We start from the raw sequence: 17,285 nt of genomic DNA on the forward strand, positions 1-17,285 counted from the left end.
GTCACAAATTGCTTGGCACGGCGATAATTTTTCTGAATTGCGGCGCGGTTCTGCAACGCCTAATCAGTTGCAAGTCAAAACGGCAGTCCGCACCAGTCTGGGCTGACCGGGTACGCAGGAAACAAGGACGAATAATGGCGAGTTTGGCACAAGAGCCGGTCGGCGCAGCGACAGTGCAGGCGTCGGATGCGGTCGTGGTGCGTTTTGCCGGGGACAGCGGCGACGGGATGCAGCTGACCGGGGGACAATTTACCCTGTCGTCGGCGCTCGCGGGCAATGACTTTGCGACCTTCCCTGACTTTCCCGCCGAAATCCGTGCGCCGCAGGGCACGCTGTTCGGCGTGTCGGCGTTCCAGATCAATTTCGGGTCGACCAGCATCGACACCGCGGGCGATGCGCCCGACGTGCTGGTGGCGATGAACCCGGCGGCGCTGAAAACCAATGTCGGCGCTTTGAAGCCCGGCGGGCTGATCATCGCCGACGAGGGTGAATTTACGACGCGCAATCTGGAGAAGGCGAAATATACGAGCAACCCGCTGGAGGATGACAGCCTCGCGCCGTGGCAGCTGCTCAAGCTCAACATCAGTCAGGCGACGCTCGACGCGGTCAAGCCCTATGGCCTTGGCAACAAGGAAGCGCTGCGTTGCAAAAATATGTGGACGCTGGGCCTCGCGCTGTGGATGTTCGATCGCGATCGCCAGCCGCTGATCGACTGGATCCGTACGAAATTCGCGCGCAACGATGGGCTGGCCGAGGCTAATGTCGCGGCGCTCAACGCGGGCCATGCGTGGGGTGAAACGGCGGAGCTGTCGGGCCCGCTGAAGCAATATCACGTCGACCCAGCACCCGCCTCACCCGGGCTGTATCGCGCGCTGACCGGCGCCGAGGGGATTGCGCTGGGACTAGTCGCAGGTGCGCGGCTCGCCGGTTTGCCCATGTTTTTCGGCGGCTATCCGATCACCCCCGCATCAGCCATTTTGCATCATTTGTCGCGGCTCAAGGAATTTGGCGTCACTACCTTTCAGGCGGAGGACGAGATCGCCGCCATCTGTTCGGCTATTGGGGCCAGCTATGGCGGCGCGCTGGGTGTCACCTCGTCATCCGGCCCGGGCATCGCGCTCAAGGGTGAGGCAATGGGTCTGGCCATTATGACCGAGCTGCCGCTGGTGATCGTCAATTCGCAGCGCGGCGGGCCTTCGACCGGCCTGCCCACCAAGACCGAGCAATCGGACCTGTATCAGGCGGTCTATGGCCGCAATGGTGACGCGCCAATGCCGGTGATTGCGGCGCGCTCGCCCGGCGATGCGTTCGACTGCGCGATCGAAGCGGTGCGGATTGCGGTGCAATATATGACGCCGGTGATGCTGCTGACCGACGGCTATATCGCTAACGCAGCCGAACCGTGGGCGGTGCCCGAGATTGAGGATATCAAGCCCTTCCCGGTGACTTTCCTGGATCATGTGCCCGAGGGCGGGTTCAAACCCTATGCGCGCAATGACAAGCTCGCGCGGCCGTGGGTGAAGCCCGGCACGCCCGACCTGCTCCACCGCATCGGTGGGATCGAGAAAGAAGTCGATACCGGCCACATCAACTATACGCCCGCCAACCATCAAGCGATGACCGACCTGCGCCAGGCGAAGGTCAACGGGGTGGCGAACACTATTCCCGACCAGACGTGCGAAGTCGGCGCGCCGGGCGGCAAACTGGCGATTGTCGGTTGGGGCTCCACCTATGGCCCGATCCATCAAGCCGTGACCAAAGCGCGCATTCGCGGGCAGGACGTCAGCCACATCCACATCCGCCACATCTGGCCGACGCCCAAGAATTTGGGCGAGTTGTTGCACAGTTTTGACCGTGTGATCGTGCCGGAAATGAATACGGGGCAGCTCAAAACCCTGCTGCGCGATCAGTTTCTGGTCGATGCCAAGCCGCTCAACAAAGTGTCGGGCCAGCCCTTCACTATCGCCGAAATCGAAGCCGCCATAGCGGGAGCCCTTTCATGAACGACATGACCCCCATTGCCCGCGCAACGACCATGAAAGATTGGGAAACCGACCAAGAAGTGCGCTGGTGCCCCGGTTGCGGCGATTATGCGATATTGAAGGCGATGCAGCGTACCATGCCCGAAATCGGCGCGGTGCCCGAAAAGACTGTTTTCGTTAGCGGAATCGGCTGCTCGTCGCGCTTTCCATATTATATGGAAAGTTACGGCTTCCACACCATCCACGGCCGTGCACCGGCGGTGGCGACGGGGTTGAAGCTGGCCAATCCCGAGCTGGATGTGTGGATCATCACGGGCGACGGCGATGCGCTGTCAATTGGCGGCAACCACACGATGCACCTGCTGCGCCGCAACCTCAATTGCCAGATCATGTTGTTCAACAACGAGATTTACGGGCTGACCAAGGGACAATATTCGCCCACCAGCCGCGTCGGTACCAACGGCCCGTCGACCCCCTATGGCTCGGTCGACCGCCCCGCAATGCCGTGCGCCTTTGCGCTGGGATCAGGTGCGCGGTTCGTCGCGCGCGGGTTCGATGTTTCCAAGAATCTGCCTGAGGTGCTGAAGGCCGCGCATGCGCACAAGGGCGCGGCCTTTATCGAGATTTTCCAAAATTGTATCGTCTATAATAAAGATGTGTTCGAGGATTTCGCTGCACCCAAAGGGGCCGAAGACCGCCAGCTCTGGTTGACCAATGGCGAGCCCATGCTGTTCGCCAAGGGCACGAAGGGCATCACACTCGACCATGATACGTTGACGCTTAAGGTCGTCGACGTGGTCGACGGCGACTGGAAAGCCGCCGGGGTGATTGTGCACGATGTTACGAACCGTAGCGTCGCGCATATGCTCGTCGAAATGCGTTTCGGTGAATTCCCGATGGCGCTCGGCGTCCTCTATGATGACCCGCGCCCAACATTTGAGGCCGAAGTCTGGGCGCAAAATCGCGTGACGTCCGAAGGCAAGGCAGCGGACCTGAACAAGCTGTTGGGCAAAGGCCAAACCTGGATAGTGGGCGACGAAGTGGGGCCGGAACTTTAAAGCCGCAGCGAAGGACGCCCGACCTTTTCAGACGTTTCCTTGGGTGTGCGTTTCTCAAGCGGGCCAAGCCAGTCCTTTGCGTCCCGACCCACAAATAGTTGCGGGCGCGACCGTGTGATCGCGATTTTCCTTTCCCAGTTTTCTATCAATCCAAATGCCTTGCGCGCTGCCACGACGAGCGGGTCGTTTTTGCGCATGGCATTGTTGATCAGCGCATCGCCGAAAAAGGTCCAGTCGTTGCCGGCATTGCAACCGAATGAAGTGGTCCGGTCCGAAGCCGCAGTGATCACGACGCTGGAGTCACTGCGCAGCGCGGGGACGAATATCCCCGAATAGCAGGCCGAGATAATCACCATTCGGCGTTGGATACCGCTGCCGTCGAGCATGGCACGCAATCGGCCCGGCCCAATCATGCCATTGCCAAATTCTTCGTCGCGATAAGCCATCCCGCTGTCGGCATCCCCATGGCTGGTGGTGAAGAGGACTAGCACATCTTCCTTCACATCCATCGTCGCAGCTATGGCGCTGATGGTGGTAGCCAGATTTCGCGGTGACCCGTTGGCGACAATGGCCTGTTCGGCGTTGGGCCCGGCGGTAAGCAGGATTGTCCGGCCAGCGGCGTCGTAGCGGCGGGCAAGTACACGTGATGCTTCGGCGGCTTCCCGTCCGAACACACCGTCCGAATCGAGCCCGATGGCAACGACATAGGCATCGACCACCCCCGGACGCTGCGGAGCGAGCGCGGCGATGCTGGTTGCCAATTTCCGGTGATCAGCAAGGTACCATGAGGGCGCGCGGCCATATTCGGAGTAGTAACCCTTATCAGCCATTTCACGTATGCTGGCGGCGACTTCAGGCGCCTTCTCGGCGTCACTTTCCTTCGCCGCGACATGGCTGGTCAGAGCCAGCCATGCACACAGGCCCGCAATTGCTGGTTTCCGTTTCATCGTCATCCTTTCGCGCTGGAATCGCGGCGCGAGCAATGCTGACCTGTGCGAGCTGAAAAAACAGCTAACATTCGAACGGCTTCAAACATATGACCCGTTGTCATGGACAATCTGACGCATAGCTTGGTTGGGGCGCTGCTGGGGCAAGCAGGGCTGAAGCGTAAGACGGCTCTAGCCATGCCAACGCTAATCATCGCCGCGAATATTCCCGATATCGATGCCGCATGCCTGTTCTGGCTGAATGGAGCGGAGCATCTGGCGTTTCGGCGCGGGATTACGCATGGACCGCTGGCTATGCTGATCTTGCCGATCCTGCTGTGGGCGACGATGCTTGGATGGGACCAGTGGCGGCGGCGGGCCGATGCGGAACGACCAGCGGTGCATAAGGGGTGGCTACTGGCACTCGCTTGCATCGGTACGCTCAGCCATCCAGCAATGGATTGGTTGAACACTTATGGCGTCCGCCTGCTTGAACCATTCAGCAGTCGCTGGTCCTATGGCGACAGCATCTTTATCGTCGACGTTTGGTTATGGCTGGGATTGGCCTGCGCGCTGTGGATATCGCTGCGGGCAGAGCGGAAGGGCGTAACCAATTGGTCGCAGCCGGCGGGCTTTGCGGTTGTTATAGCTTCGGCCTATATCGTCGCGAATGGCGTCATAACCGGACTGGCTGAGCGGAATGCGATGGCAGCCCTTCGTTCAAAGGGAATCGAAAGCCCGCTCGTCGTTGCGAGCCCGCCCCCGTTGGCGTTTTGGGAGCGCGAAGTGTTTTGGCGCGATGATAAAGACTACGGCCAGATCAGGTTTTCTTCCTTCTCGTCGCCTGCGGCAAATGCAGAGGTGATTCCTCACAATGCCGGCGACCCGCGCCTTGCGGCTCTTGCAGCCGGCAACAGCGAAGTACGCGCTTTTCTGTTCTGGTCGCGTATGCCAGTTGCAAGATTTGGGCCGGACGGAACGCTGACCTTGACCGATCAGCGCTATAGCCATCCATTGGCGGTAGATCGTTTCAAGGTCGTGGCCAAGCCGGTGGCGGACACCCGATGACCCAAACCCAGATTGTCTGGTTGCGGCAGGATTTGCGGCTCTCTGACCACCCTGCCTTCACCGCTGCCGCAGCAGCGGGGCCAGTGATTCCGATCTATATTCTTGACGATGACACGCCTGCACACCGCCGCATGGGCGCAGCGTCGCGTTGGTGGCTGCATCACAGTTTGTCCGCACTCGCCCGCGATCTGGAGCAGCGTGGGTCGCGGCTGTTGTTGCGGCGGGGCAGGGCAGACAGGATTTTGGCAGAATTGGCGAGCGAAACCGGCGCATCGGCCATCCATGCCCTGCGCCATAGTGAGCCATGGTGGCGCAATGCCGAGCGCGCGCTCAATGCGGCGCTGCCTGACAATTGCCCGCTAGTGCGCTATGACGGGCAATATCTTGCTCGGCCCGGCACGGTCCTGACCGGCGGTGGTACGCCGTTCAAGATCTACACGCCCTTCTGGCGCGCGCTTTCCGATACCATGCCGCCGCCGGCGCCGCAGCCTGTTCCGTTCAGTCTAGCGCGCCCCGACCAATGGCCCGTCAGTGATAATCTTGATGATTGGGAGCTGTTGCCAATCCGGCCCGACTGGGCGGGCGGAATGCGCGCAACGTGGACACCGGGCGAGGCGGGAGCGCAGGCGCGCCTCAATGACTTTTTGGGCCGCGCCGGCCGCTACAAGGAACGGCGGAACTTTCCGTCCGAAAGTGAAACCAGTTTTCTGTCGCCACACCTGCATTTCGGCGAGGTGTCACCTGCACAGTGTTGGCATGCGACTATGGCCTGCGGCGGGTCGGTAGAAACTTTTCTGAAGGAGTTGGTGTGGCGCGATTATGGCGCGAACCTGATCCAACAATATCCAGATTATGGCAGCCGCAACGCGCGCGAGGCGTTCGACCACTTTCCGTGGCGGGACCATGACGACTCTGCGGTCGCGGTTGATCTTAAAGCATGGCAGCAAGGCCGTACAGGATATCCGATTGTCGACGCTGGGATGCGCGAGCTGTGGGCCACAGGGTGGATGCACAACCGCGTGCGCATGATTGCTGCATCCTTCCTCATCAAACATCTGCTGATCGACTGGCGCGTTGGTGAACAATGGTTCTGGGATACGCTGGTCGATGCCGATTACGGGTCAAATGCAACCAACTGGCAATGGACGGCAGGCAGCGGCGTCGACAGCAATATGTTCGTGCGGATCATGGCACCGCTAACCCAGTCGGAAAAGTTCGACGCTGGCAACTATATTCGTCGCTGGGTGCCTGAATTGGCCGATGTATCCGACCCCTATGTCCACGACCCCTATGAACATGGCGTGCTGCCTAAAGGTTATCCGCGCAAGATTGTCGGGCATCGGGAGGCGCGCCAGCGGGCGCTGGCGGCGCATGGTGTCATGAAGGCGCAAAGCTGATTGCACGCGCGCTGGCTTTGCGACAAGGTGGCCTGATGACCATTCAGCCTCGGAGCAAGCGTGGGGAGCATCTCGTGAGGGCCGAGGCGGGCTTCGCGACCGGCGGGAGCTTGGCACGCGTCTTGGCGCGATTGCCCGCTGCATGGTTCCACCGCCAACTCGACCGGATTGACAGCGGTCTCGATTTTGGCGCGCTTGAGGGTCATTTGCCAGATGGCAGCGTGCGCATCTTGGGTGGTCGCGGCGAAGGACCGCTAGCAATTGTCGAACTGCGTAGCTGGGCAGCGCTAGTGCGGCTCGCTTTATCCGGTTCGGCAGGTTGGTATGTCGCGTGGGAACGCGGCGAATGGTGGAGCGCTGACGCGGTGCCATTATTCGACCTGTTCATGCGCAATGCCGACGGATTGGGCCAAGCGGCGCGGGCGAAAGGGCCGTGGCGCTGGGTGAATAGCGTGCTGCACTGGCTGCGGCGTAATCACCGGTCGGGTGCACGCCGCAACATTCTGGCCCACTATGATTTGGGCAATGATTTTTACGCCGCCTGGCTGGATAAGACGTTGACCTATTCCAGCGCAATGTTTGCAGAAACTGATCAACCACTGGCCGAGGCGCAACAGCACAAGATCGATGCGCTGCTCAACCGACTAAGGCTACATTCGGGCAGCAAGCTGCTGGAAATCGGTTGCGGCTGGGGCAGCTTGAGTGCGCGCGCGGTCGAACGGCACGATACGATTGTCCATGCGATCACGCTAAGTCCCGAACAGGCACGGGTAGCCCAGGCAAGGCTCACGGCACTTGATCCCGGCGGCAAGTCGCGCGTTACCCTGACCGACTACCGTGACGTGACCGGGCAATTTGACGCCATCGCCAGCGTCGAAATGGTCGAGGCCGTCGGACGCGAATATTGGCCAATCTTTCTAGATGTGGTTAGCCAGCGTTTGCGCGACGGTGGCCGCGCCGCCATCCAATTCATTGCGATTCGTGACGAATTGTTTCCTGCCTATGCGCGTAGTCGTGACTTTATCCAGACTTTTGTCTTTCCGGGGGGCTGCTTGCTCGGCGAAGCCGAGTTTCGGATGCTGGCGGAAAAACGCAGGCTGCGTTGGGAGGATGCAGTGCATTTCGGCAGTGATTATGCCGAGACGCTTAAGCAATGGCGCGCCAATTTTGACGCGGCCGTAGAGCAGCGCCTGTTGCCGCCGGGTTTTGACGATCGGTTCGTGCGGCTTTGGCGTTACTATCTGCAATATTGCGAAGGTGGGTTTCGCGGTGGCGGGATCAGCGTGGCGCAGGTGACACTGATAAAATATTGAACGTGGGGAGGGTATAGCAATGATCCCAAGGATCTATCCGAAGAGCATTTTGGTGTGTCTCGCCCTTTTGCTAGCGGCGACGTCGAATGCTCCACTCACCGCGCAGGAACTGCCGAAGGATCAGAATGTGCTTTTTTGGAAGTTGGATCAACGCGACGCAGCCTTTCGCCAGATGGAAAAATTGGCACCCACGAACATTATCGCCGCGGGTGGCAAGATAATGATGCTGCCTAAAGGGCCGTCGCTGATTGTCCCTGGGTTTGATTTGCCGCAATATATGGAACGGCAGCGCAATGCAGGGCTGATCATTATTCAGGACGGCAAAATCCGTTTTGAACGCTATGCGCTGGGTTTTGACGGCTCGGGTCGCTGGACCAGCTTTTCCGTTGCCAAATCGCTTACCTCGACGCTGGTCGGTGCGGCGGTTAAGGATGGATATATCAAGAGCCTTGATGACAAGGTTGCCGCCTATATCCCCGGTCTGAAAGGATCAGTTTACGACGATGTTACCGTTCGTCAGCTGCTGACCATGACGTCAGGCGTGAAATGGAACGAGGATTACACAGATCCCAATAGCGATGTCGCTCGGTTCAACCTGCACAAGCCAGCGCCCGGCGAGGACATTACCGTCAGCTATATGAAGACGTTGCCACGCGAGGCTCCGGCGGGGTCAAAGTGGGTCTATAAGACAGGCGAAACCAATTTGATTGGTGTGCTGGTGTCGAGCGCGACAGGCAAGACGGTGTCGGCCTATCTGCAGGAAAAAATTTGGGGTCCGTTCGGGATGGAGCAGGACGCGGTGTGGATGCTGGGGCCGACGGGACATGAAATCAGCGGCTGCTGCATTTCGGCTAGCCTGCGCGATTATGCAAGGTTCGGACTGTTCATCATGAACGGCGGTGTCGCCGGGGGAAAGGCGGTTTTGCCCGACGGGTGGATTGCCGCTGGGACCACAAAGCAGGCTGACATCGGCGTGCCGGGCCGTGGTTATGGCTATCAATGGTGGACCAATGACGATGGCAGCTATGCCGCGCAGGGCATTTTCGGCCAAGGCATCTTTATCGACCCAACGCGCAAGTTGGTAATTGCCACCAATGGCAATTGGCCAACCGCAACAGACCCCGACGGGGTAGGGGCGGAGCGCGAACGGTTTTACAAAGCGGTTCAGGCGGCGGTTGACGCTGAATAACAGATCAAATGGCAGTGCGCACTACACGGCTGGCAAGCCATGTGGCCGCTAGCGGGATGATGAATCCGGCTGCTGTCACCCAGACGGCATCACCGAGCGTCAGCGCACGATAAATGGCGGCCCCAGCGACGGCCCCGGCGACAATCCAGCCAGGCCCTGCTTGTGCCGACGCGCGCATTGCCAACCATGCTCCAGCAAAGCTGCCGACAAACCACCCGATAAACAGCGACAAAGTGTTGCCAAGCGGGATTTGGACCTCTTCGGTGGCCGGATCATAAACGACCGGCGACAGCTTTCCCCCAAATTGCAACGCGAGATAGATGAGGCCGAAAGCCAACAGGATGCCGACAATGGTGCTGATGATGGTCCGCATAAAGCCCCTTCTTAGGCCGCGTTCTTGCCCAATGCCTGATAAGCGGTGCTATCAAAGCCGGCAATGCAGAGCGCCGCAATGGCTTCACCTACGACGACAGGGTCTTTGACCGATGCGGCATCTTCGCCCGGAAATGCGCGCGCGCGCATTTGTGTGCGGGTAGCGCCGGGATCGACAATCGCAGTGCGAACCGTCGAGATATTGGCCATTTCGGCACCATAGCTGGTGACTAGCGCCTCAAGCGCCGCTTTCGATGCACCATAGGCCCCCCAATAGGCGCGCGGAGTGCGCCCGACCGAGGAGGTAAGGGCAATGACCTTGCCCGTTGCAGAGCGGCGCAACAGCGGGTCGAAGTTGGCGATCAATGCCTGTTGTGCAATCAAATTGAGTGTCAGGACGCGGTTAAATTCCTTGCCATCGATAGCCGCGACCGGCGTCAATGTTCCCAATGTGGCGGCGTTCATCACCAATATGTCCAGGCGCTGCCAGCGCTCGGCAATAGCGCTGGCGAGGCGAGCAATGGCATCCCCATCGACGAGATCAAGTGGCGCAATAGTCGCACTGCCGCCAGCCTCGTGAATTTTGTCTTCCAAATCTTCGAGCCCCGCCGCAGTCCGCGCGGTAATAATGACATGCGCGCCGGCTGCTGCGAGCGCGGCGGCGGTTGCGGCACCGATGCCGCGGCTGGCACCGGTGACAAGCGCGATCTGGCCGTCGAGCGGCTTTGCCGTTTCATCTGTCATGTTTAAACTACCCGTTCGGCCAGCAGGGCAAACTGATCTTCCGCCGCGACATCATCATGGTCGGTCAACGTCGTGGGATAATCACCGGTAAAGCAGGCGTCACAATATTGTGGCCGGTCGTTGTGGCGGCTGTCGGTGCCCAACGCTCGGTACATGCCATCAATGGACAGGAAGGCCAGACTGTCTGCATTGATGAAGTTCGCCATCTGCCCAACCGTCATCTGCGCGGCGAGCAGCTTGCCGCGCTCTGGCGTGTCGACGCCGTAAAAGCAGCTATGCGCCGTTGGCGGACTGGCGATGCGCATATGCACCTCGCGCGCGCCGGCATCGCGCATCATCTGGACGATTTTCATGCTCGTAGTTCCGCGCACGATGCTGTCGTCGATCAACACGACGCGCTTTCCCTCAATCAGCATGCGGTTGGCATTATGCTTGAGTTTGACGCCAAGGTGGCGAACCTTGTCGCCCGGCTGGATGAAGGTGCGCCCGACATAATGCGAACGGATGATGCCGAGCTCGAACGGGATGCCTGATGCCTGCGCATAACCGATGGCGGCCGGGGTACCGCTGTCGGGCACGGGAATAACGATATCCGCGTCGACGGGGTTTTCAACGGCCAGTTCGGCACCGATGGCTTTGCGCACCGAATAGACGCTGGTACCTTCGACAATCGAGTCTGGGCGAGAGAAATAGACATATTCAAAGATGCAAGGACGCGGATTCTGCTCTGCGAATGGCCGGATCGAGGTCATCTCACCGTCACGCACAATCACCATCTCGCCCGGATCGACTGAGCGGATGAACTCTGCGCCGACAACGTCAAGCGCAACCGTTTCCGAAGCGAAAATAATCGCTTCGTTTAACCGGCCGATGACCAGCGGTCGCACACCCAACGGATCGCGGCAGCCGATCAGCCCTTCGGCGGTCATGCAGATTAGGGAGTAGGCACCTTCAACCTGTTTCAGCGCGTCGATGAATCGGTCGAGCAGCGTCCGGTAGCTTGAATTGGCGACAAGGTGGATAATCACCTCGGTATCGCTGGTGGATTGAAAGATTGCGCCGCGCCTCACCAGTCCCTTGCGCAGCGTTAGCGCGTTGGAAATATTGCCGTTGTGCGCGACGGCAAAGCCACCAGTCGACAATTCGGCAAACAGCGGCTGCACATTGCGCAGCGCGGTTTCACCAGTGGTCGAATAACGCACATGGCCGATGGCGGCTTGGCCTTCGAGCTGGCGGATGATGTCGTCGCGGTCAAAATTGCCCGCGACATGGCCCATCGCGCGGTGCGTGTGGAAATCGCGCCCCGAAAAGCTGGTAATGCCCGCCGCCTCTTGCCCGCGGTGCTGGAGCGCATGGAGACCAAGCGCGACGACGGCCGCGGCGCTATCAGCCCCGTGGATGCCGAATACGCCGCATTCCTCGCGCAGCTTGTCGTCGTCAAATGGATGGGTGGTGAGCATCGGCAATCCTGCACGGGCGACGTGGCTGGCGCGCATATAGGGCTGGGGGCGGGATTTGTCGCCCCCTTAATGTCATCGCTTCGTCTTGTTCGGGTAGCAGGGCCATATGGTCCCCCAGGGTCCGGGCGCAGCAGGAGGCCCGTCGCTTCCCCGACGGCCAAAAAAGCCCAGAATTCTCAGAAAGTATAAACCACCCCCTATCCCCCCGGCGGTGCGAATTCCAGATGGCAGGAGAGAGGTGACGGCGCAAAGGCCGCGGCCAGACACTGGTTATCAAAAGACATATTTCCCGCATGTAGGAAAGCGTTTTGTTGGTGGAACAGCTTGCCTGCAATGGGTAAGGCTGCGGCTTATGAAACAGGCAATTGAAGCGGGGACGCATTTTAGGCCGCATTTTGACGCGGCCGGGTTGGTAACCGCCGTGGTCACGGATGCCGATAGCGGCGGCGTGCTGATGGTCGCGCATATGAACCGCGAGGCGATCGACCGCACGCTGCAAACGGGGCAGGTGCATTTCTGGTCGCGTTCGCGCCAGCAATTGTGGCTGAAGGGCGAAACGTCGGGACATTTCCTGACGTTTGTTGAAATGCGGGTCGATTGCGATCAGGATGCTCTGTGGATTATCGCGCGGCCAGCAGGTCCGGCTTGTCACACTGGTGCGCCCAACTGCTTCTATCGCCGGGTTGTTGATCTGGAAACTGTCGAAGATTTGCTGGATCGTGATGGCCGCGACAGCGCTTGACGTTCACGTCAACGTCAAATAGCTTGATCGGATGACGACTGAATATGGCCATTCGCATATCGACACGCCCGACCATCTGGGCCGCGATCAGTTCAGCATTACCGATCTGTCTTCCGAATTTGGCGTGACGGCGCGGGCGCTGCGCTTTTACGAGGACGAGGGGCTGATCAGCCCGTCGCGGCGCGGATTGGCGCGCATTTATTCAAAGCGCGATCGCGCCCGACTGGCTTGGATATTGCGGGCGAAACGCGTCGGTTTCAGCCTGGCTGACATCCGCGAGATGATTGACCTGTACGACATTGGTGATGACCGCAGGAAGCAGCGGCAGGTCACTATCGAAAAATGCCGTGACCGGATTGCACTTTTGACGCAGCAACGCGATGATATCGATAGCGCAATTGCCGAGTTAACGCGCTTTATCGATACGGTCGCCATGGCCGAGGCCGGGAAACATCCCGCCTGACGCTACGGCGCCAGTTAACGCTGCCAGTTGAAAAATCGAGACGAAGGATTCTCCCATGCCCGTTTACCGCGCCCCGGTGAAAGACGCCCTGTTCGTGCTGAACGAAGTCATCGGCATTGACCGTTATGCCAATCTGCCGGGTTTTGAAAATGCGACGCCCGACACCATCGAGGCGGTGCTGACCGAGGCCGGGCGTTTTTGTTCCGAAGTGCTCGCCCCGCTCAACCGGGTCGGCGACGAGGAGGGCTGCACGCGCCATCCCGATGGCAGTGTGACCACCCCGACGGGCTTCAAAGAGGCCTTTGACCAGTTCGTTGAGGCCGGCTGGCCGCTGCTGACCGCGCCCGAGGCCTTTGGCGGACAGGGAATGCCCCATGTGCTCGGCATGGTGATGGAAGAATTTGAAAATGGCGCGAACCAGGCGTTCGCCATGTATCCGGGCCTGACGCGCGGCGCTTCTGCAGCGCTGCTGGTGAAGGGGTCGCCGGAGCAGCAGGCAACATATCTGCCGAATATGCTGGCGTGCCGCTGGGGCGGTACCATGAACCTGACCGAACCGCATTGCGGCACGGACCTGGGCCTCATTCGCACCAAGGCCGAACCGCAGGGTGATGGTAGCTATGCCATCACCGGCACAAAGATTTTCATTTCCTCGGGCGAGCATGACCTGACCGAAAACATCATCCATCTGGTGCTGGCCAAGACCCCCGATGCGCCCGACAGCGTGAAGGGCATCAGCCTGTTCATTGTGCCCAAGTTTCTGGTCAATGCGGACGGTTCGCTGGGCGCGCGCAACGCCGTCAGCTGTGGTTCAATCGAGCATAAGATGGGCATCCACGGCAATTCGACCTGTGTCATGAACTATGATGGCGCGACCGGATATCTGGTGGGTGAGGAGAATAAGGGCCTTGCCGCCATGTTCATCATGATGAACGCCGCGCGGCTGGGCGTTGGTGTCCAAGGCGTAGCAGTTGCCGACGCGGCGTATCAGAACGCCATCGCTTATGCCCAAGACCGGCGGCAGGGGCGGGCACTCACTGGCCCGGCAGACCCGCAAGCCAAGGCAGACCCGCTGTTCGTTCACCCCGATGTGCGGCGCATGCTGATGGACGCCAAGGCGATGACCGAAGGGCTGCGCGCGCTGTGCATCTGGGGGGGCATCCAGATTGATCTGTCGCATTCGGCGCCGAGCGAGGAAGAAAGGCAGGCCGCCGACGATCTGGTCAGCCTGCTGACCCCTGTCATCAAGGGCTTTGGGACCGACAAGGGCTATGAAATCGCCACCAACGCCCAGCAGGTGTTTGGCGGCCACGGCTATATCGAGGAATGGGGGATGAGCCAGTTTGTGCGCGATGCCCGCATCGCCATGATTTACGAAGGCGCCAACGGCGTGCAGGCGATGGATCTGGTGGGACGCAAGCTGGCGCAAAATGGCGGCCGCGCGGTGCAGGCGCTGTTCGCCACCATCGATGCGGAATGTGCCACGGCCAAGGCCAACCCAGCGCTGGCCGATGTCGCCGAGCGGCTGGAAAAGGCCAATAGCGAGCTTAAGGCCGCAACCTTTTGGTTCGTGAACAATGGCTTGACCAATCCTAACAATATCGGTGCCGGTGCGCATCATTACATGCACATCATGGGACTGGTCGCCGTCGGATCAATGTGGCTGATGATGGCGGGCGCAGCGCACAAGGCGCTCGCAGCCGGCACGGGCGACAAGGCATTTTATGAGGCCAAGCTGGTCACCGCGCGTTACTATGCCGAGCGGATGCTGCCCGATGCGGGGGCGCTGCGCCGCAAGATCGAGGCGGGGTCTGAGGCGATGATGGCGCTGGATCCAGCGCAATTTGCCTACGCATAAGAGGAGATAAGCAATGGCAGAGGATGTGGTCCTGTTCGAGCAGCGGGGCGGCATTGCCATTGCCACGCTCAACCGGCCCGAGGCGCTGAATGCGGTCAATGGTGCGGTTTCATCGGCGCTAGGGGCCATCGCCGAGCGCGTTGAGGCCGATGACGGCATAAGAGTTGCGGTGCTGGCGAGCAGCAGCGCGCGCGCATTTTGTGCCGGAGCCGACCTCGCCGAAGTTGCGCGCGGCAACCGCAACAGCATTTCGCATCCCGAATATGGCTTTGGCGGTTTCGTGAATTTCCCGCGGACCAAGCCGTGGATCGCGGCGGTCAATGGCTATGCCATGGGCGGGGGGTTTGAACTGGCGATGAGCTGCGACATGATTGTTGCGGGTGAGGGCGCGCAGTTTGGGCTGCCCGAAACACAGCGCGGGTTGTTTGCGGCAGCGAGCGGAGCTTTTCGGTTGGCGCGGCTGATCCCGCGCCCGATTGCCAATGAAGTCCTGACCACCGGCCTGCGGCTGGATGCGGCGCGCGCGCTGGCGCTGGGGGTGGTGAATCGCGTGGTCGCCGCAGAAGCGATGCTCGATACCGCCGTGGCGCTGGCAGCGAAGGTGACGGAATCGGCACCGCTGGCCGTTGCGGCTAGCCTGGATCTCGCCCGCAAAACCTATGATCTGGACGAGGCTGGCTTGTGGGACTTGAACCGCAAACATGCAGCAGTGGTCATGAGTTCGGCCGATGCCATTGAGGGGGCGACGGCCTTTATCGAGAAGCGTGCGCCCAACTGGACGGGGAAGTAGCGCCATGCATTATCATTTCGACCTGAGCGGACGGACCGCGCTGGTGACGGGTGCATCGTCAGGCCTGGGCGCGAATTTCGCCCGGGCGCTGGCCGCGGCGGGGGCGACGGTTGTTGTCGCGGCGCGGCGCGTGGATCGGCTGGCGGCACTGGTCGAAGAGATAGCAGCGGCGGGCGGCAAAGCGCATGCCGTGGCGATGGACGTTGCGGATGAACGTTCGATAAGGGAAGGCTTTGCCGAAGCCGAAGCGGCGGTCGGGCCGATCAACGTCTTTGTCGCCAATGCCGGGGTTGCCAGCGAGAGCATGACGCTGGAACAGCCTGTCAGCGAGGTCGATGCGGTCCTGTCCGTCAACTTGCGCGGGGTGGTGCTGAGCGTTCAGGAAGCGGCGCGGCGCATGGTCGCGGCAGGTAGCGCAGACAAGGAAGACGGACGCATCATCATCATCGGGTCCATTACCGCCGATAAGATTTTCCCGGGCGCGGCGGTTTACGCGGCAACCAAAGCGGCGGTGCGGCATTTGGGGCGTAGTGTGGCGCGCGAATGGGCGCGCAAGGGCATCAATGTCAATGTGATCCAGCCCGGTTATTTCCGTTCGGAGATGACAGCGGCAATGATGGATTCGCCGATCGGAGAGAAGCTGGTGGCAAGCTTTCCGCGCCGCCGCCTGCGCGACATGACCGATTTGAATGCGCCGTTGCTGTGGCTGGCGTCGGATGCTTCGGCGGGGATTACGGGCACGGTCGTGACCGTCGATGACGGCCAGTCGCTCTAGCGTTTCATACACTGGCGCGCGTCATCGCGCGGAAATTCGGTGCAGTTCCACAGCGCCTTTTCGAACCCGGCGCCTTCATCGCGCAAGTAGGAAAAGCTCATCGCTGTCCGCTGCATGTCGGTCATCGCTTCGCTGCCGGGTTTGAGCACCGGGTTGGTCCAACCGAAGAGCTTGCAATAGTCGCGGGAACCGCAAACGCGCAGTGCATAGGCAACAAACGCGTCGGCGGTAGCGCGGCGGTCGAGCACCACCAACAGCGTGTCACGCGTGTTGCCGGTCGCCGCAAACGGATCGCGTTTAATTTGCACGTCGCCAATCGCGGGATTGGCGTTGGCCATCGCTTCGATGGGGGTCGCTGTGGTGAGGCCATGCGCCGCCGACAATCCGGCAAGTTTGGTGATGGTCGGCTCGCCCGCCAGCCCACCGCGAAAGGCCGCGGGCGTGCCCCAAAAGCCCGGCCAACGGAAAAAGAGATGCGTGTCCACCGCCGCGATTTTTTCGAGGCTGTCGGACCAATATGGGCGCACCCAATCGGTATGATAATGCGTGGCAAGGCCGACGGAAGGATCCACCGATCCGTTCAGCGCCGCCAGCGCCACCGATTGCGCGCGTAGCCAGGCAAGATCGCTGTACCGCCGCGCCAATGCGCCGTCGCAGGTGAAGGTGAATTGGCAGCCGGTGGACCGCTCGGCCCCTTGAAAGACGACGCCGCAGACGCTTTTGGGAAAGGCCGGATGGCGCGCGCGGTTCAGCACTACCTGGGCCACGGCGCGCTGCCCCTTGTCATCATCGCCCGCCTCGTAAAGGACAGCGGCAGCCAGACAGTCGCGGGCGCGCTGGAAATCCTCGGCGCCGCCAACAAAGCGAAAGGGCGCAGCGGCAACCATGTTGCGGGTGACAAAGGGAATGCGCGCGTTGGCAGCGCGGGCGTCATCGAGTGTGACCGGGGCTAGTTCGACCGGGGCAACGACCGGAACGACATCGGGCGGCGGTGCGACGGGATGGACGGCGTTTGCAGGCTTGGCTGGCGCGCGCCCGTCGCTGGCCCACAGGACCGCAGCAATGGCGAGCACCGCAAGGATGGCAAACAGCCATCCCGTCACATTATCAATCCGGTACTTGCTGGGCAGGTTCAGTTGCATGGGCCG

16 protein-coding genes are annotated in these 17,285 nt (G+C 60.7%); 11 read left to right on the plus strand and 5 right to left on the minus strand.

The genetic code is table 11. From position 1 onward, the window contains the following. Positions 1-134 precede the first annotated feature (134 nt). Together AC2TC0_RS09330 and AC2TC0_RS09335 are read left to right on the plus strand one after the other, a co-directional pair. Positions 135-2,003 carry a 2-oxoacid:acceptor oxidoreductase subunit alpha gene (locus AC2TC0_RS09330; protein ID WP_484717229.1) on the plus strand — a complete coding sequence of 623 codons (1,869 nt, stop codon included), beginning with the start codon at positions 135-137 and terminating at the stop codon, positions 2,001-2,003. Next, the gene (locus AC2TC0_RS09335) at positions 2,000-3,040 is read left to right on the plus strand and encodes a 2-oxoacid:ferredoxin oxidoreductase subunit beta (protein ID WP_484717230.1); all 1,041 of its coding nucleotides are present in this window, start codon (positions 2,000-2,002) and stop codon (positions 3,038-3,040) included. The genes AC2TC0_RS09330 and AC2TC0_RS09335 overlap by 4 nt, the downstream gene beginning before the upstream one ends. Here the strand turns inward: AC2TC0_RS09335 and AC2TC0_RS09340 are convergent. After that, positions 3,037-3,987: a C13 family peptidase gene (locus AC2TC0_RS09340; RefSeq protein WP_484717231.1), complete on the minus strand. Its 951-nt coding sequence runs from the start codon at positions 3,985-3,987 to the stop codon at positions 3,037-3,039. The genes AC2TC0_RS09335 and AC2TC0_RS09340 overlap by 4 nt on opposite strands. Before the next feature lie 102 nt (positions 3,988-4,089). Between AC2TC0_RS09340 and AC2TC0_RS09345 the strand changes: the two genes are divergently transcribed. From AC2TC0_RS09345 to AC2TC0_RS09360, 4 genes are read left to right on the plus strand one after another with little or no spacing between them, the layout of a single operon-like run. Continuing rightward, positions 4,090-5,034 (plus strand): metal-dependent hydrolase, encoded by a 945-nt coding sequence (locus tag AC2TC0_RS09345; RefSeq protein WP_484717232.1) that lies wholly within the window; start codon positions 4,090-4,092, stop codon positions 5,032-5,034. Next, positions 5,031-6,431, plus strand: a complete 1,401-nt coding sequence (locus AC2TC0_RS09350; RefSeq protein ID WP_484717233.1) for a cryptochrome/photolyase family protein — start codon at positions 5,031-5,033, stop codon at positions 6,429-6,431. The genes AC2TC0_RS09345 and AC2TC0_RS09350 overlap by 4 nt, the downstream gene beginning before the upstream one ends. A 35-nt stretch (positions 6,432-6,466) precedes the next feature. Further along, positions 6,467-7,744, plus strand: a complete 1,278-nt coding sequence (locus AC2TC0_RS09355) for a class I SAM-dependent methyltransferase (protein WP_484717234.1) — start codon at positions 6,467-6,469, stop codon at positions 7,742-7,744. 19 nt (positions 7,745-7,763) lie between these two features. Next, positions 7,764-8,933, plus strand: coding sequence for a serine hydrolase domain-containing protein (locus AC2TC0_RS09360; protein WP_484717235.1), 1,170 nt, complete (start codon positions 7,764-7,766; stop codon positions 8,931-8,933). A 4-nt stretch (positions 8,934-8,937) separates the two neighbouring features. Here the strand turns inward: AC2TC0_RS09360 and AC2TC0_RS09365 are convergent, their stop codons facing one another. From AC2TC0_RS09365 to purF, 3 genes are read right to left on the minus strand one after another with little or no spacing between them, the layout of a single operon-like run. Further along, complete coding sequence (locus AC2TC0_RS09365) at positions 8,938-9,306, minus strand: hypothetical protein (protein WP_484717236.1); 369 nt, start codon at positions 9,304-9,306, stop codon at positions 8,938-8,940. Between the two features lie 11 nt (positions 9,307-9,317). Further along, the gene (locus tag AC2TC0_RS09370; RefSeq protein ID WP_484717237.1) at positions 9,318-10,049 is read right to left on the minus strand and encodes an SDR family NAD(P)-dependent oxidoreductase; all 732 of its coding nucleotides are present in this window, start codon (positions 10,047-10,049) and stop codon (positions 9,318-9,320) included. A 2-nt stretch (positions 10,050-10,051) separates the two neighbouring features. Next, complete coding sequence (gene purF / locus AC2TC0_RS09375) at positions 10,052-11,509, minus strand: amidophosphoribosyltransferase (RefSeq protein WP_484717238.1); 1,458 nt, start codon at positions 11,507-11,509, stop codon at positions 10,052-10,054. A gap of 352 nt (positions 11,510-11,861) precedes the next feature. Between purF and hisI the strand changes: the two genes are divergently transcribed. The 5 genes from hisI to AC2TC0_RS09400 are packed head-to-tail and all read left to right on the plus strand — an operon-like array spanning position 11,862 to position 16,137. Continuing rightward, a complete protein-coding gene (gene hisI, locus AC2TC0_RS09380) occupies positions 11,862-12,251 on the plus strand; it encodes a phosphoribosyl-AMP cyclohydrolase (RefSeq protein WP_484717239.1) in 390 nt (129 codons plus the stop codon). 31 nt (positions 12,252-12,282) lie between these two features. After that, a complete protein-coding gene (locus AC2TC0_RS09385; RefSeq protein WP_484717240.1) occupies positions 12,283-12,714 on the plus strand; it encodes a MerR family transcriptional regulator in 432 nt (143 codons plus the stop codon). 55 nt (positions 12,715-12,769) lie between these two features. Continuing rightward, a complete protein-coding gene (locus AC2TC0_RS09390) occupies positions 12,770-14,572 on the plus strand; it encodes an acyl-CoA dehydrogenase C-terminal domain-containing protein (RefSeq protein WP_484717241.1) in 1,803 nt (600 codons plus the stop codon). A 13-nt stretch (positions 14,573-14,585) separates the two neighbouring features. Further along, complete coding sequence (locus AC2TC0_RS09395) at positions 14,586-15,362, plus strand: enoyl-CoA hydratase-related protein (protein ID WP_484717242.1); 777 nt, start codon at positions 14,586-14,588, stop codon at positions 15,360-15,362. Positions 15,363-15,366: 4 nt separating this feature from the next. Then, the gene (locus tag AC2TC0_RS09400) at positions 15,367-16,137 is read left to right on the plus strand and encodes an SDR family NAD(P)-dependent oxidoreductase (protein WP_484717243.1); all 771 of its coding nucleotides are present in this window, start codon (positions 15,367-15,369) and stop codon (positions 16,135-16,137) included. Here AC2TC0_RS09400 and AC2TC0_RS09405 read toward each other — a convergent pair. Then, positions 16,134-17,279, minus strand: a complete 1,146-nt coding sequence (locus AC2TC0_RS09405; protein ID WP_484717244.1) for a cell wall hydrolase — start codon at positions 17,277-17,279, stop codon at positions 16,134-16,136. The genes AC2TC0_RS09400 and AC2TC0_RS09405 overlap by 4 nt on opposite strands. Positions 17,280-17,285: the final 6 nt, after the last annotated feature.

The organism is Sphingopyxis sp. sgz302558 (assembly GCF_057220455.1).

Bases quoted from the DNA above. Each gene is read 5' to 3' on its own strand.
- AC2TC0_RS09330 (WP_484717229.1), top strand. From the start codon at position 135: ATGGCGAGTTTGGCACAAGAGCCGGTCGGCGCAGCGACAGTGCAGGCG.
- AC2TC0_RS09335 (WP_484717230.1), top strand. From the start codon at position 2,000: ATGAACGACATGACCCCCATTGCCCGCGCAACGACCATGAAAGATTGG.
- AC2TC0_RS09340 (WP_484717231.1), bottom strand. From the start codon at position 3,987: ATGAAACGGAAACCAGCAATTGCGGGCCTGTGTGCATGGCTGGCTCTG.
- AC2TC0_RS09345 (WP_484717232.1), top strand. From the start codon at position 4,090: ATGGACAATCTGACGCATAGCTTGGTTGGGGCGCTGCTGGGGCAAGCA.
- AC2TC0_RS09350 (WP_484717233.1), top strand. From the start codon at position 5,031: ATGACCCAAACCCAGATTGTCTGGTTGCGGCAGGATTTGCGGCTCTCT.
- AC2TC0_RS09355 (WP_484717234.1), top strand. From the start codon at position 6,467: ATGACCATTCAGCCTCGGAGCAAGCGTGGGGAGCATCTCGTGAGGGCC.
- AC2TC0_RS09360 (WP_484717235.1), top strand. From the start codon at position 7,764: ATGATCCCAAGGATCTATCCGAAGAGCATTTTGGTGTGTCTCGCCCTT.
- AC2TC0_RS09365 (WP_484717236.1), bottom strand. From the start codon at position 9,306: ATGCGGACCATCATCAGCACCATTGTCGGCATCCTGTTGGCTTTCGGC.
- AC2TC0_RS09370 (WP_484717237.1), bottom strand. From the start codon at position 10,049: ATGACAGATGAAACGGCAAAGCCGCTCGACGGCCAGATCGCGCTTGTC.
- purF (WP_484717238.1), bottom strand. From the start codon at position 11,509: ATGCTCACCACCCATCCATTTGACGACGACAAGCTGCGCGAGGAATGC.
- hisI (WP_484717239.1), top strand. From the start codon at position 11,862: ATGAAACAGGCAATTGAAGCGGGGACGCATTTTAGGCCGCATTTTGAC.
- AC2TC0_RS09385 (WP_484717240.1), top strand. From the start codon at position 12,283: ATGACGACTGAATATGGCCATTCGCATATCGACACGCCCGACCATCTG.
- AC2TC0_RS09390 (WP_484717241.1), top strand. From the start codon at position 12,770: ATGCCCGTTTACCGCGCCCCGGTGAAAGACGCCCTGTTCGTGCTGAAC.
- AC2TC0_RS09395 (WP_484717242.1), top strand. From the start codon at position 14,586: ATGGCAGAGGATGTGGTCCTGTTCGAGCAGCGGGGCGGCATTGCCATT.
- AC2TC0_RS09400 (WP_484717243.1), top strand. From the start codon at position 15,367: ATGCATTATCATTTCGACCTGAGCGGACGGACCGCGCTGGTGACGGGT.
- AC2TC0_RS09405 (WP_484717244.1), bottom strand. From the start codon at position 17,279: ATGCAACTGAACCTGCCCAGCAAGTACCGGATTGATAATGTGACGGGA.